The 14,489-nt window shown below is 49.4% G+C and carries 13 protein-coding genes; 7 read left to right on the top strand and 6 right to left on the bottom strand.

Features of this window, described 5'->3' with window-relative positions:
* Positions 1 to 59 precede the first annotated feature (59 nt).
* Positions 60 to 845 (bottom strand): MBL fold metallo-hydrolase, encoded by a 786-nt coding sequence (locus H6G46_RS12595; RefSeq protein ID WP_010871878.1) that lies wholly within the window; start codon positions 843 to 845, stop codon positions 60 to 62.
* Positions 846 to 1,119: 274 nt separating this feature from the next.
* Here H6G46_RS12595 and H6G46_RS12590 point away from each other — a divergent pair, with 274 nt between their 5' ends.
* The 3 genes from H6G46_RS12590 to H6G46_RS12580 all read left to right on the top strand — a co-directional run bounded on the left by H6G46_RS12590 (position 1,120) and on the right by H6G46_RS12580 (position 4,104).
* Entirely contained in the window at positions 1,120 to 1,374 is a 255-nt protein-coding gene (locus tag H6G46_RS12590; RefSeq protein WP_038531201.1) for a hypothetical protein, read from the top strand.
* A 77-nt stretch (positions 1,375 to 1,451) separates the two neighbouring features.
* Positions 1,452 to 3,404, top strand: a complete 1,953-nt coding sequence (locus tag H6G46_RS12585) for an ABC transporter ATP-binding protein (protein WP_010871876.1) — start codon at positions 1,452 to 1,454, stop codon at positions 3,402 to 3,404.
* Positions 3,405 to 3,495: 91 nt separating this feature from the next.
* Entirely contained in the window at positions 3,496 to 4,104 is a 609-nt protein-coding gene (locus tag H6G46_RS12580) for a PAP/fibrillin family protein (protein WP_010871875.1), read from the top strand.
* Between the two features lie 148 nt (positions 4,105 to 4,252).
* On the opposite strand, the gene H6G46_RS12575 is transcribed toward H6G46_RS12580, so the two are convergent.
* A complete protein-coding gene (locus H6G46_RS12575; RefSeq protein WP_010871874.1) occupies positions 4,253 to 6,502 on the bottom strand; it encodes a PBP1A family penicillin-binding protein in 2,250 nt (749 codons plus the stop codon).
* Between the two features lie 68 nt (positions 6,503 to 6,570).
* Between H6G46_RS12575 and H6G46_RS12570 the strand changes: the two genes are divergently transcribed.
* The 3 genes from H6G46_RS12570 (at position 6,571) to H6G46_RS12560 (ending at position 9,749) form a co-directional block, all read left to right on the top strand.
* On the top strand, positions 6,571 to 7,275 hold the full coding sequence (locus tag H6G46_RS12570; RefSeq protein ID WP_020861500.1) for a hypothetical protein: 705 nt from the start codon (positions 6,571 to 6,573) through the stop codon (positions 7,273 to 7,275).
* Positions 7,276 to 7,375: 100 nt separating this feature from the next.
* Complete coding sequence (locus tag H6G46_RS12565) at positions 7,376 to 8,317, top strand: hypothetical protein (protein WP_010871872.1); 942 nt, start codon at positions 7,376 to 7,378, stop codon at positions 8,315 to 8,317.
* Positions 8,318 to 8,372: 55 nt separating this feature from the next.
* Positions 8,373 to 9,749: a trans-splicing intein-formed DNA polymerase III subunit alpha C-terminal partner DnaE-C gene (locus tag H6G46_RS12560; protein WP_010871871.1), complete on the top strand. Its 1,377-nt coding sequence runs from the start codon at positions 8,373 to 8,375 to the stop codon at positions 9,747 to 9,749.
* A gap of 214 nt (positions 9,750 to 9,963) precedes the next feature.
* On the opposite strand, the gene H6G46_RS12555 is transcribed toward H6G46_RS12560, so the two are convergent.
* The 4 genes from H6G46_RS12555 to H6G46_RS12540 all read right to left on the bottom strand — a co-directional run bounded on the left by H6G46_RS12555 (position 9,964) and on the right by H6G46_RS12540 (position 13,766).
* Entirely contained in the window at positions 9,964 to 11,199 is a 1,236-nt protein-coding gene (locus H6G46_RS12555; protein ID WP_010871870.1) for a M23 family metallopeptidase, read from the bottom strand.
* Between the two features lie 125 nt (positions 11,200 to 11,324).
* Complete coding sequence (locus H6G46_RS12550) at positions 11,325 to 11,519, bottom strand: heavy-metal-associated domain-containing protein (RefSeq protein WP_010871869.1); 195 nt, start codon at positions 11,517 to 11,519, stop codon at positions 11,325 to 11,327.
* Between the two features lie 232 nt (positions 11,520 to 11,751).
* A complete protein-coding gene (gene hpnA / locus H6G46_RS12545) occupies positions 11,752 to 12,759 on the bottom strand; it encodes a hopanoid-associated sugar epimerase (protein ID WP_014407077.1) in 1,008 nt (335 codons plus the stop codon).
* Positions 12,760 to 12,899: 140 nt separating this feature from the next.
* The gene (locus H6G46_RS12540) at positions 12,900 to 13,766 is read right to left on the bottom strand and encodes an aspartoacylase (RefSeq protein ID WP_010871867.1); all 867 of its coding nucleotides are present in this window, start codon (positions 13,764 to 13,766) and stop codon (positions 12,900 to 12,902) included.
* A gap of 226 nt (positions 13,767 to 13,992) precedes the next feature.
* On the opposite strand from H6G46_RS12540, the gene H6G46_RS12535 reads away from it, so the two are divergent.
* Complete coding sequence (locus tag H6G46_RS12535) at positions 13,993 to 14,436, top strand: hypothetical protein (RefSeq protein ID WP_020861499.1); 444 nt, start codon at positions 13,993 to 13,995, stop codon at positions 14,434 to 14,436.
* Positions 14,437 to 14,489 lie beyond the last annotated feature (53 nt).

Here is a 14,489-nt window from a genome sequence, read left to right as displayed (position 1 = left end):
GCTCTTAGAAAGTCTGCTAAAAAGTCCGAGCTCCTTCTTTGAAGGTTTACCAAAGCTCCCTAAACCAACAATCCTTGTTCACTGAAGATGCGGATTAGGGTCCCTTCCGCCGGGAGATTATTGGCCCGGAGGGAAAGGCTATTGCCATTGATGCGTTGGACATTCATGCCTTCCACCAAATCCAAAAACGGTTGCAGGGTCTGGAGGTCACAGTTGCCCCGGTCAGCGGCGGGGGTGGCGTATTGGGTGGGCACTACCATGCGGGGATTGAGTATGGCCATGGCGGCCTTGGCTTCGGCGGCGTCGTAATTTTTGGGCCCGCCCCCCACGGGAATTAGGGCTAGGTCGGGGCTGCCCAAAAGGATTTTTTGTTCTTCGGTGATGGGAGAAGCGGCTCCCCCCATATGTACTATCCGAATTCCTCCCTGACTCCAACGCCAGACCACATTTTGGCCAAATCTTCTTCCTCCCAGGCGATCGTGGGGCGCACTGATGCCCTGGAATTGGATGCCGCCAATGTCGTAACTGCCCGGTTCAAACAAAATTCTCGGGTTTCCCGGTAAATTCTCCGCTGCCCCTTCATCCCACAGTTGGGAGCTAATGAGGACTAAATCTGCCTGCACCTTGGGCAAACGAAATCCCTTAGTGCAACCGATGGCCCGGAAAGGATTAGCCAAGATCCGGAAACCGTTAGCCGAAAAGAGGAAAGCGCTATGGCCCAACCACTCCACCTGTAAACCAGAGCTAGCTTGGGCGGTGGCTGGTCTGAGTCGATCGCCAATTTGGACTCCAGCAACGGCCAGCAACCCGGCTCCAGCGGTACGAATAAATTTTCGTCGTTTCATGGAAATGGAGAATGGAGAAATTTTTAAGATTCAAGAACTCTAGGACAAACCTTTGGCGATCGCCGCATGGACTCCCAGCATAATAACAACAATGGTTTTGGGCTTTGGGGCAGGGACAAAATTTAATCCCCAATTAACCCTGTCTCAAAACTTAACATCATTAACGGAAATATCCTTTAGAATTTTGGCCAATTGCCGCTTTGACCATTGGTCAATGTTATTAGCCCTGGCAGGGGTTGACGTTTCCCCATACACAACAGAGGATTTTTCAATGATGGAAAGAGACTTACCCAAATATCGCATGGTCTGTACCCTATCCTTTGGGGATATTTATGGCCAAATCATTGTCTGGCTAATTGTAATTTTCCTTTCCCTCGCATCCGCCTTGGCCCTGGCCAGTAGTACCCGGCCGGTCTATGCCCTAGCCACAGTGGGTCTGGTCTTGGTGCTTTCGTTGCCATTTTTACTGTTTAGCTTTGTCACCACCCTATTTAACCATTTGGATTTTGTCCCGGTGGAGTCCGATTAAAGGTTAAGGTATGTCGATGGAGGTAAGGGGAAATTGACGCTACCGTGGTTTTTGCGGCTCTGTTTGCTAGAGTTTGAGTGGCGAATCTTAGGACACATTTTGTCTGTTTTGATGATGTCCCTGCAAAAGAACTGTCACCACCTGCCGTTAGCGACTTTCCCCGTCTCCAAACATCTATGAATGACCTGATTTTGGCTGTGCGTCAACTGGAAATTGCTTTCCCCGATGCTGATACCAGGGAAAAATTGTTGGCCGTCAAAGGGGTTGATTTTGAGTTAGAGCGGGGGGAAATCCTCGGCATTGTGGGGGAATCTGGTTCCGGTAAATCCGTCACTTCCCTGGGCATTATGGGGTTGGTGCCCAAGCCAGGCTGGGTGGAACCTAGCAGTGAAATTGATTTTTTTGCCCAGGCCCAGAGTTCCCCTGTCAACCTAGTTGCTCTGCCAGAGGGGGACAAGCGTCAGTACCGGGGCGGCAAAATTGCCATGATTTTCCAGGAGCCAATGAGTTCCCTTAATCCGGTTTATACCATTGGCTTTCAAATTATTGAAGCAATTCGCCTCCACCAAAACGTTACCCAGGAAGAAGCTCAAAACCAGGCGATCGCCCTTTTGCAGGAAGTGAGGGTATTGCCCAAAGATGAAGTGCTGGAAGAAGAATTTTTAGCCCAAGAACAGGCCCAGCCTAGGGGCAAAGTAACCCAAAATTTAGCTAGTTATATCCAACAGCGGAAACAAAGTTTTCTCAAACGTTATCCCCATGAACTATCCGGCGGCCAACTGCAACGGGTGATGATTGCCATGGCCATTTCCGCCAATCCCCGACTACTCATTGCCGATGAACCAACCACTGCTTTGGATGTGACAGTGCAGGCGGAAATTTTGCGGCTCCTGCGGGATTTGTGCAAACAACATCAGGAAATGTCCCTAATTTTTATTTCCCATGATTTGGGGGTGATTAACGAAATTGCGGACCGGGTGGCGGTGATGTACCGGGGGGAAATTGTTGAGCAGGGGCTAAAGGAACAGATTTTGCATAGTCCTCAACATCCCTACACCAAAGGTTTATTGGCCTGTCGTCCTCGCTTGGAAATACAGTTAGACCATTTGCCCACGGTGGGGGATTTTCTCAATGCTGATGGTCCGCCTCCCAGTTATCAAGTTATTACTCCGGCCCAGGAAAGCGATCGCCTGGCTCAATTGCAAGCCAAACCCCCTCTGCTGGAAGTGCAAAACCTAACCGTTAGTTACGGGCAGGGGGGACTATTTGGGAAAAAATCCGTTTTCAAAGCAGTTAATGATGTTTCCTTCCAGGTTTATCCGGGGGAAACCCTGGGGTTAGTGGGGGAATCCGGTTGCGGTAAATCCACCTTAGCTCGGGCTTTATTGCGCTTAACTCCCATTCAAACGGGTCGAATTATCTTTGATGGACAAAATGTGGCTGCTTTACCGGAAAAATCCCAACAATGGCGACGTTTACGGCGGGAAATGCAAATTATTTTCCAAAATCCCTACAATTCCCTTAATCCCCGCATGACCATTGGTCGGGCCATCCAAGAGCCACTGATTATTCACGAGCCTAAACAATCCACTAAGCAGCAACGGCAACGGGTGGCGGAACTGTTGGAACGGGTGGGTATTAGTCCCCAATGGTTTAACCGCTATCCCCACGAATTGTCTGGGGGCCAACGGCAACGGATTTGCATTGCTCGGGCCTTGGCGCTCAATCCCCGTTTTATCATTTGTGACGAGTCCGTTTCTGCCCTGGATGTGTCGGTGCAAGCCCAGGTATTAAATCTGCTGAAGGAATTACAACGGGATTTACAACTGACCTATATTTTTATTTCCCATGATTTGAGCGTTGTTCGTTTCATGGGCGATCGCATTATGGTGATGAACCGGGGGCAACTGGCGGAACCCATCAATACGGCCCAGGAAATTATCGAAAATCCCCAGAGCGCTTACACCAAAAAATTAATTCAGTCCATTCCCCGTTTTCCTGAAACCCTCAATTGGTTGCAATCAGCCTAGGTTCTTTATGCTCTGGGAATCCCGATCGCCAGTCCCGGCCAACATGGGATAATTGGTGTAACTACCCAATAAAATTTTTAACGGATTTAGCGTGCCCAATAGTATGGATGCCAATATGGATTTTAAAACCAATCTCCTAGAGGCGATCGCCGGCAAAAACCGGGGGCTATTGGCATCAGATCGGGACCGGGTGGCCATCCTTTCTGCGGTGGAAAAATTGGAAGACTATAATCCCCATCCCAAACCACTCCAGGAGAAAAATTTGCTGGATGGTAATTGGCGACTCCTCTACACCAGCAGCCAAAGTATTTTGGGCTTGAATCGCCTTCCCCTTTTGCAATTAGGGCAAATTTATCAGTACATAGACGTGGCGGGGTCAAGGGTGGTAAATTTGGCGGAAATTGAAGGCATCCCTTTCTTGGAAAGTTTAGTGTCCGTGGTGGCTTCCTTTATCCCTGTTTCCGACAAACGCATTGAAGTCAAATTTGAGCGTTCCATTCTCGGCCTACAAAAAATCCTCAATTATCAATCTCCTTTAAAATTCATCCAACAAATTTCCACGGGCAAACGCTTTCTGCCAGCGGATTTTAATTTGCCCGGTCGGGACAATGCCGCTTGGCTAGAAATCACCTATTTAGACGAAGATTTACGCATCAGCCGTGGTAATGAAGGCAATGTTTTCATCCTGGCCAAGGTTTAGAACGTGTTTTAAAAGCCCCCCTAGCCCCCCAACTCTGGGGGGAACAGTGTTCAAATTCCCCCAAACTTGCCAGAGCCGGAGCTTTAGTGGGTCGATTTAGGGGGCGGACCATGACTTTTTAAACAAGCTTTTTGATCAACCCAGTTAACTACAAGGAAGCAATTTGTCGCATATATTGACCCCAAAGGGTAGCGGCCAGACCACTACTGCCTTGGGTGGGACTACTGTCGTCATTGCCTAACCAAATGCCGGTGACCAGATTTTTTTGGGGCAGAAAGCCAATAAACCATAAATCCACTGCTTTATCCGTGGTGCCGGTTTTGCCCGCGGTTCCGTAGCCAATGTCCGCAGCTTTGCCTGTGCCATTGGTCACAGCGGCTTGTAAAAGTTGGGTCATGGTGGCGGCGATCGCCGGAGAAACCACCTGTTTTTGTCCCCGGCCATCCTGGCTGACCTGATAAACTTCCCGACAGCTTTTTAGTTGCTCTGGATCGGGACAATCCCCCCCATCCCGGATGTTAACAATGCCGTGGGGCCGGTTCCAAACACCTCCATTGGCGATCGCCCCGTAGGCTCCGGTCATCTCCAGCACCCTAGCTTCACTCTGCCCCAGCACCAAACCTGGTTCTTTCACCAGGGAAGAGTTAACGCCAAAATCCTTAGCCAGGGCAATAATTTCGTCTAAGCCCACCGTTTGGGCCACCCGTAGGGCCACCACATTTTCCGATTGGGCAAAACCTTCCGCAAAGGTAATGGCCGGGGCTGCCCCGCTCCGTTCACAGGGCTTGTAGTTTTGACCCTGCCAGGTGAAAGGGCCACACTCAAAAGCCTGATTAGTGCTCACTCCCTTGGCGATCGCCGCTGTGTAGGCAAAAAGCTTGAACGTTGAGCCTGGTTGCCGTTGGGCTTGGCTCGCCCGATTAAATTGACTTTCCCGGTAACTTTTGCCCCCCACCATGGCCAAAACTGCCCCGGTACGACTGTCCAGGGTAACCACTGCCCCCTGGGAAACCGCATACTTTTTTCCCTCCGTGGTGAGGAATTTTTGTAAGCTTTTTTCCGCTAGGGCCTGCATTTTTAAGTTAAGGCTAGTTTCCACGACAAAATTGCCTTCTTTGGCCACATCTTCGCCTAGTAAATGGTTTAATTCGCCAAAAATGTAACCGTAAAAGTAGGGAGCCTGCCGTTGGGAAAGGGTTTGGGTAGCCTTGGGACTGACCTGAATGCGCGATCGCCTAGCCCGGTTGGCTTCCTGTTCGTCAATCATGCCCAACATGGCCATGCGCTCAATAACCCGATTCCGCAATTGTACGGAGGTTTGATAATCCTGCACGGGGTTGTAAAGATTGGGAGCTGGCAACATTGCCACTAGGGTGGCCGCTTCCCCCACATCCAAATCCTGGGCAGATTTGTCGAAATAAAACTGGGCCGCATCTTCAAAGCCGTAATTACCAGCCCCTAGGTAAACTCGATTCAAATAGGCTTTTAAAATGTCGTCTTTGCTATACACCGCTTCCAACTTGAGGGCGACAAACATTTCCCGAATTTTACGCCCCGCCGTATTTTCCCGCCCTACTTCACTGAACAAACTGCGGGCCAACTGTTGAGTAAGGGTGCTGGCTCCCTGTTTCACATCCCTGTCCTGGAGGTTAATGTAAATCGCTCGGCCCAAACCGTAGGGATCAACGCCAAAATGCCAGTAAAAGCGAGTATCTTCCGAAGCAATGACCGCTTGGGGTAAATAGGGCGAAAAATCACTTAAATTATCAAATTCCCGGTGAATTTCTTGCTTAACCGGATTGATTTCCGTCACCCCGTCCCCGGCATAAACCTTAACTGGCCCCGTCACGCCACTGGGCATGGGTTTAACGGGAATTTTGCTCCATTGCCAGGCGATCGCCCCGGTGATGATGAGAAAAAACAGAATACCAGTGGAAAAAAAAGTGCGCATTCCCTTTAACCACAATGGCGGCGGGTTGAAATAAACAAGTTTGGGCACATCCACCAATTCCGGTGGCCCCAGGGTAATTTCATCACCATGCTGCAGACGATAGCTTTTTAGGCGGCGACGTTGCAGATAAATGCCGTTGCTAGAGCCTTCATCTCGAATAAAAAACTGGTTAGGATGGTCAGGGTCCCGCCGCAGGGAACAATGGGTCTGACTCACGAGGGGATTTTGCAGTTGAATATCACAACTGGAACTGCGGCCGAGAAAATAACGATCGCCAAGGAGGGGAAATACCCGCCGGGATTGGGAATTTTTGCCCGATTCCTGCAGACGAATTTTGGCCACCCTGGAGCCTTTTTTGAGGGCTACCTTTTGGCTGTTGCCACCCTGGGAAAGGTTAGTTTGACTTTTTTTAGGGGCAGAAGGGGCTTTGCGGGAACGGGTAGCCATGGCAAATTAGGGCAAAAGCAGTCCAATTTTAGACCGATACAGTGGTGAAATCAGAATCAGGTATTTCTATGCAGACGCATTTATTGCCAAAAAAGGTTGCCTCCTGGATTACCAGCTTGGGTCTGGCGGGGCTCTCCATTCTAGCTTTAGACCCCCTGGCCAGCCGGGCCGATAGTCCCCTGACTTCCACGGATTTAGCTGGAGCTTACTCCGACATTGCCGCCGTGGAATGGGCCCAGCAGTATCGGATTATGTCTCCCCTCATTGTAGATTTTCTCCTTGGCGATCGCCCCTTGGGGGAAAAGGCCGCAGTGATTAATGCCTTGGGCTGGAATATTGACGGCAGCAACAACGCCGAACAGTTCCTCGTGGCCCTGGCCAGAAAAAATGACAAACCCCCTACCCATATGGATTTGGGGGATTTGACCCCGGAAGAATTATTCATTGTCGGTTACCTCCTGGCCCTGGACGATTATCAAACTCTTGGCCCCCTCAGTACCCAGGGTGGCAATGACCTTTGGCGATCAACCCCAGTGCAACTAATGTCTAAGGCGGCCTACGCCCTGCCGGAGAATTTCACAGTGCAATTTGTCCGCTCCCTGGTGACGGGGCAAGCCTGGTTTGGTATTTCTTGGTGTGCCCTTTATCTAGAACCGGCCAATGTGTTGGCCAATTTTCCTCCGGAAAAGCGTAATTTACGCCCCCAAGCAGTGCAAAACGCCATGGAGTATCTCAATCTCTACGAATCCTATTGTTTAGAGGGGGATATTTAAATTTGGACTAAATTGACAGCATTTTTGGCCGGATTTTTCAGACTTTTTAGGCGATCGGGGTAGAATCCAAGCAAGAACTCCCTGTATTTTGCCTTCCCCTATGTCTAACCAACCTTCCCCCGGTGGCCTAATTAAGCTCAGCGTCGGTGATGTAGTTTCCGGCGGCCTCAGGGTTTACCGCGACCATTTCAAATCCTATCTCTGGCTGGCAGGGCAATCCTACCTTTGGCTTTTAATTCCCTTTGCCATAACCGGGTTAGTGATGTTAGCCATAGCTGGGCTAGCGGCGGTAATGGAGCCGATCGCCGTGGGAGGCATAATAGTTTTGGCGATCGCCGTTTTATTAGTGCCCTGGGGTTATTGTCTGGGGAAATTATTGGCGACCCAGGGGGTATTGGCCCGGCTAGTGTTCTTTGAAGTGGGGGAACAACCGGAAACGGTGGCGGCGGCCAAAATCCAGTTGATGCCCAGATTTTGGCGCTTTCTCTGGGTTAGTCTACTCGCATCCCTAGTGTTTTTCCTCTTTTTTATTCCAATTCTCCTAGGTTACGGCATTATTATTGGTCTTTTCACCTTTATTTTCATGGGGGACAACCCCGACGTAGTGACCATTTTATTGTCAGGATTACTAACCATTGTTTGGACTTTGGTTTCCCTTTACGTTTACATTTGGATTTTCGCCCGTTTAGCTTTGGTGGATGTGTGTTTAGCGTTAGAACCGACCCTGAGTCCCCTCAATGCCATCAGTCGTAGTTGGTCTTTAACCAAGGGTTACGTGTTGAGTTTACAGTTAATTTTCTTCCTAGCCTTTTTAATTACTCTGCCCCTTTCTATGTTCACTAATATTGGTTCCCTTACCACCATTATTCTTGATATTGAACCGACCTGGGGCTCTGTAATTGATATTCCGTTGGGAATAATTGTCAGTGTTTTAATTGTGCCTTTTTGGCAAGCGATCAAAGCATTAGTTTATTATGATCTTCGTACTCGAAAAGAAGGTTTAAACTTATCTTTAGATTTGCCTACCATGGATAGTTTCTAATTTAATTAATCAGCATCAAAAAATCCCTCAAGGCTTCACAATAATCCCTGTTGTTATGGTTAAAGTTATCGGTCGTCGTTCCCTCGGAGTGCAAAGAATATTTGATATTGGTCTTCCCCAAGACCATAATTTTCTGCTAGCCAATGGGGCGATCGCCGCCAATTGTTTTAACAAATCCCATTCCACTGCCTACGCTTACGTTACCTACCAAACGGCTTATCTGAAGGCTAACTATCCAGTGGAATATATGGCGGCCCTACTCACCGCCAGTAGTGACAGCCAGGAAAAGGTAGAAAAATATCGGGAAAACTGCCAAAAAATGGGCATAACCGTTGAACCACCCGATATCAATCGTTCCCAGCGCCATTTTACCCCTCTGGGGGAAGCTATCCTATTCGGACTTTCCGCTGTAAGAAATTTGGGCGAAGGGGCGATCGAGCAAATTATTACCGCCCGAGATAATTCTGAAGAAAAACGCTTTAAATCCCTAGCAGATTTCTGCACCCAAGTGGATCTACGAGTCGTTAACCGTCGGGCGATCGAAACATTAATCATGGCTGGGGCCTTCGATGGAGTGCAGTCTAATCGCAACCAACTTTTACATGATTTAGAATTGGTCATTGCCTGGGCCCAAAAGCGGGCTAAGGAGAAAGAAACCGGGCAATTAAATATCTTTGACAGTCTAACTGCAGGGGAATCCATTAAAGCTAAAGAAGCCGCTAATAACGGTTTTGAACAGGAACCTTCGGCACCCCCAGTGGCGGAATTTTCCCTGCAAGAAAAACTACAACTGGAAAAGGAACATTTGGGCTTTTACGTCTCGGAACATCCCCTCAAATCAGTACAACGTTCTGCCCGCCTATTATCTCCCATTAACCTGGTGGATTTAGACCAGTACAAAGTCCGCCAGAAAGTTAGTGCAGTGGCAATTTTAGTAGCAGTGAAAAAGATTATCACCAAAAAAAATGGTCAACCCATGGCGTTTTTAACCTTGGAAGATATGTCGGGCCAATCGGAAGCGGTGGTGTTTCCTTCCAACTATGAGCGTTTGCAGGATGTGTTAATAGAAGGTAGTCAACAAATGATTTGGGGCAAAGTTGACCGTCGGGATGATCAATACCAGTTAATTGTGGAAGATTTAGAACCAGTGGAAGAAGTGAAAATGGTTATGCTGGACCTCACTCCCCAGGAGATTGCCAACACCAGCACTCAGGCCCGACTAAAACAAATTTTGCAAAGCCATGCCCCCCAAAAAGAACAGATGAAAATACCGGTGGTGGCTTGCATTAATGAAGGACCAACCAAACACTTCATTCGTTTTGGAGAAAACTACTGGGTGAATGATTACGGTACTGCGGTGGCATCCCTCCAGGAATTGGGTTTCCGAGCCCGGTTGGAACCACTGTTACCCCAAAGCCAGAGTGTTGGCTAGTCGTGATTGAACAATTACCCCAATGTAAACTAAGACGAGATGACCGACGGAGTTTTTTCTGTCGACTTAGGTAGGGGAAATTGACATTGATTACATTTTGTTGGAATTGTCTAGGCTGTTGCCATAGTCAAATAAAAAATCCCCGAGTTGGATGCACTCAGGGAATTGAAACAATGGGAAATCCATCGGTTGTTTAATTATAGATATCCGTCGTTTAACTTTGGGGCTGGGAGTCAGCTTGGGATTGGGCATATTTTTGGGCCGCCATCAAATTAGCCAAAGCGGCTTCCAAATGGGGGCCTGCATCCACTGCAACCCAACCATCATTGGTTAGGTGTCGCCATTCAAAGTGCAAATGAGGCCCAGTGGAGAAGCCTGTGCTACCAACTCGACCGATCACTTCACCCTGAGTCACCTGTTGTCCACTTTCTACAAAAGCTTCTGATAGGTGAGCATAACGAGATTCCTGGGTTCCATCTAAGTGGCGTAGGGTAACCATTAAGCCATAGCCGCCGGACCATTGGGCCGCTGCTACTATTCCGTCATAGGCGGCCAGTACAGGAGTGCCCATGGGAGCGCCGATGTCGGTGCCATTGTGCATACGCCCTTGGCCACTGATGGGGTGAATTCGCCAACCAAAGGCGGAGGTAATGGGGTTAACGCCGGCAACGGGGAACATCAGATCAGTCCCTTGGTTGGGCTGACCTTGGGTAGAGTACAAACCCGTGGCCCTACTGTATTCCGGTAAAGGAGCTAGGGCGATTTGAATACCCCGATTGGCCATAGGATCAAGGCTGAAAACCTGATTGGACCCCACTGGTTGCCCGATCGCCAGGGAACTGATTTTAGGCTGAATATTTAGAGGATTGAGGGGAGAAACAGAATTGTTACCGGGAGCCGCATTACGGGCATTGATGCTCTGCCGACGGGGGGTGATCGCCTTGGGGGGATTAACCGGACTAGATTGCTGACGGGCCACGGGGGCACGGTTAGCACTGCGATTGGCGGCGGGATAACGGGTATTGAGGGGAGCCTGTTGCCCAGAACGGGGAACGAACTCCACTTCTGTCCGGGTGGGCAGATTGGGGGCCGCCGCTGTACCCTGGGGAGCCGCATCAATGTAACTATTTTTTTGCAAACCCTGGCGTATTTGGGCTGGCTGGCTAGAAATGGGTGCAATAGTGGGAGCAGGTAATCTAGGCGCTGCTGGCTTGGAGTCCGGAGTCGATTGGACTGGCACGGGGGCCGTAGCTTTCACCGGAGCTGGGGGAGCGGCTGGGGTGACGGGAGCGGGGGCAGATTGTTCAATTTCCAAATTGCCAGTGGTGCTACCGGGTAAAGACCAAACCAAACCACCGATAATGATCAGCCCGCCCAAAGACAGATTGTAGAGATTGGCACCTTGACCAGGCTTACGTTTCAGGTCTTTTATCCTCGATTGGGACTGCATTGTTCAGAGCCTCACACACACATACGGGTTGCAAAATACTCCCTCGATTGTAGAGGGTTAGGCTATAAATGCAAACCAGAACAGCCGGAACGAAAAATCGTCACTGTCTCGACCTCTGTTACACTTCACTCAACTTCATGGCCCGCCGAGGCGATCGCCGTTCGTAGTTGTTCTTCCCCCAGAGCACTGGTGATGGTGACTTTTTTGCTGGTTAAATCCACTTGCACCGTTGCTTGGGCATCCTCATTTTGCACGGCTTTGGTCACAGCTTCGGCACAGGCTTCACAGGCAATGGTGGGTACAGTTAGTTGAATAGTCATGGAAAATGATAAAAATTGGAATCAAGTATGGGTTGAATTCAGATGGGATGATAGCGACGCATCATCTGGAACTACAGGAAAATCTTCTCCGTTCCAGTGCAACGACAAGGGACTTAGAGCCTGTTTTAAAAGCCCCCCTGGCCCCCAAAATTTGGGGGGAAACTGAGTGAAAGTCCCCCAGTATTGGGGGATTTGGGGGGCAGAATAAAACTTTCCAAACACGTTCTTAGAATTATTGGGTCTTAACGTAGCCATGGTTTTGGAACCAATGCACCGCATCTGCCAAAGCCTGTTTGATAGAGGACTGGGGTAGCCCCAATTCCTGCACCGCTTTACTAGCATCGTAATACATCTCCTGGGCGGACATTTTAACCCCATCCATGGGCACCGAAGGCGATCGCCCCAGGGGAGCCAGAACTTTTTCTTCCACCCAGGCAAAGGTCAAGGGTAACCAAAGGGGAACCGTATTTTTCGGGGCGGGTAACCCCGTAATGGTAGATAGATGGGCCAAAATCCCTTGAAGACTGATATTTTCATGGCCCAAAATATAGCGATCGCCTCTGGTCAGAGCAGTTTTTCCCCGTTGCCAAGCCAGGAGATGCCCCGCCGCCACATCCCGCACATCGATTAAATTCAAGCCAGTGTTAACGTAGGCTGGCATTTGTCGCCGCAGAAAGCGCAGAATTATTTCTCCCGTGGGAGTAGGTTTAATATCCCAGGGGCCAATGGGAGTGCTGGGATTAACAATGACAATGTCTTGGCCTTGCTGGGCCGCTGTCAATGCCTCCTGTTCCGCCCAATATTTGGACTGTTTATAGGCTCCAATTAACTTTTCCACTGGACTTTGATAACTTTCGTCCGCCCTTTGACCGTCCCCTTTAACGCCGATCGCCGCCACGGAACTGGTGTAGACAGTGCGTTCAATGCCTGCTTTTTGGGCACAGGCCAGGATATTTCTCGTGCCTAAAACATTACTGCGGTAAAGAGCTTCCCGGTCTTTTTGCCAAAGGGAATAGTGGGCCGCCACATGGAAGAGACCCTGACAGCCTTGCATTTGTTGGTGAAGATCCCCATCATTCAAATCTCCCACGACCCAATCTATGGGTAAATTTTGCAAATTATCGGGACGGCTGGAAGCCCGCACCAACGCCCGCACCTGATAACCCTGCTCCAACAGATGGCGGACCAAATTAGCCCCGACAAAGCCCGTGCCCCCAGTGACAAAAAAACAATCCGCCATGGCTATCCAGTGATTGACCTCCACATAGTGCCATCAAAGGTTAGCTCAAATTCCCCACTTTATCGATCGCCCGGAAGATTTCTTTCTATTTTGTCGACCTTATCAACCCGGTGATTGCATGATCAATGATCATCAGTCCGTCAAATGGCAATGGTTTTGCGCTGGGTTAACGCCATGGCAATGCCCTTTTCCACATAGGCCGCTTCACCAATAAATACGGGGTAAACCGTCGCAGCTCCCTGGTAAGGCGTAACATTACCCCGGCGATGGTAAAACAATGGTGTGCCTGGTTTAATCGCCTGGTAATCCCGGATGTGGGGCGCAATTTCCGCCACAATCTGTCCTTGTTCATCCCTGGGATAATCAATAGTGTCTATCTGCTGATAAACAGTGCAGTTATCCGCCGCTGGAACATTACCGGAGGTCGAGGCCTGGAGATAGGCTAGAATTCGGGCCAAGGTCCGTTGGGTTTTGGCGATCGCCGTTGGGTCATAGACCCCCTGGGGGACGGGGCCTAGTTCGATGGTTAAGCCTAATTCACACAGGCCACGAATGTAGGGTAAATCCTTTTGGGGAGAATACTGCAACACTCGAATTTCCTCATCCTGGGCGCTGAGATAAGCCGCTAGGTTGAGGAGCAGGGGATGGGGGCAGTTTAAAATCAAAGTTGTGCCCATGGCCGCAGTGGTGGTGTGCAAATCCACAATGAAATCAATCCCCGCCAGGGAAATTTGATGGGCCAACTGCCGAGCCCGCAACTGCTCATAGCCCATTAGATAGGGGTTTTTGCGGTCCTGGGGCCGAAAACAACGGTTTAAGTCCTGGTTAATATATCTACGATTGGCGGCGATCGCCCGGGGATTAGCCAAGAAATAGTGACACTTCAATGCCGGAAAATATCGAGCAAAATCTTTCTGTTGCCAGCGACGCACCACCTCCACCCCCGTCCTTTCATTACCATGCACTCCCCCCACAATGGCCAGGGAGCGAACTGCTGAATTTACCATTCCCCACGTAGTCCTATAAAAACTTAGAATCCAATAAAATGTCCTTATATTGTAACTTTGACTACTGTTCTAGAACAACAATGTCATTGTTTTTACTGTTTTTTGACTAGACTCCCCATCACTAAACTAAATAGTGGCAATTGTGGTGTGGATTTTTTGTGATATTTCCTGAGCTCACTGCCAGAATTAGGGACAATGGAATTGCACGGAACCGGAGAAAAACACTTTGGCCCACACTTTCCTATTGGAGCCAGGCCGATGGCATCTAGAGGGCTTTTGGCAGGAGCGCAATCAATCTCCCCTGGAAATCAAGGGAGGTGCCCTGATAGCTTGGAATCAGGAAGATTGGTTTACCATGGTGACCAAGTTTAGTTTTCCTGGTAGTAGTCACCAAGATATATCCTGTCAGTATCGGGGGCGTCTCAATGGCGGAGAGTCCCAATACACCTACGTTTTGCAACACAGTCAACTAGGGAGAGTAGAAGGGGAAGGCTGGCTCTCTAACCATGCCATTGTTCAGCGCTATTGGGTCCTAGGCGATCGCCAACGGCAGAGTGGCTTTGAAACCTTTTACCGCTTCAATGATCGTCGTTATTATTTAGCTAGTGGGATGCTCACCGGCCACTCCTTGACCAGTACAATGGAAGCCACCCTGGAAAGACAGGGTTGAGGCTAGGGATCGATATTGATTGCTTGTTGCTCAAAAAATTAACGTCACCGCTC

Origin of the sequence: Synechocystis sp. FACHB-908, from assembly GCF_014698595.1 — a bacterium.
Taxonomy (GTDB): Bacteria; Cyanobacteriota; Cyanobacteriia; order Cyanobacteriales; family Microcystaceae; genus Synechocystis.
Note: the sequence above shows the minus strand (reverse complement) of the source record. Positions and strands in the feature narration are given on the sequence as shown.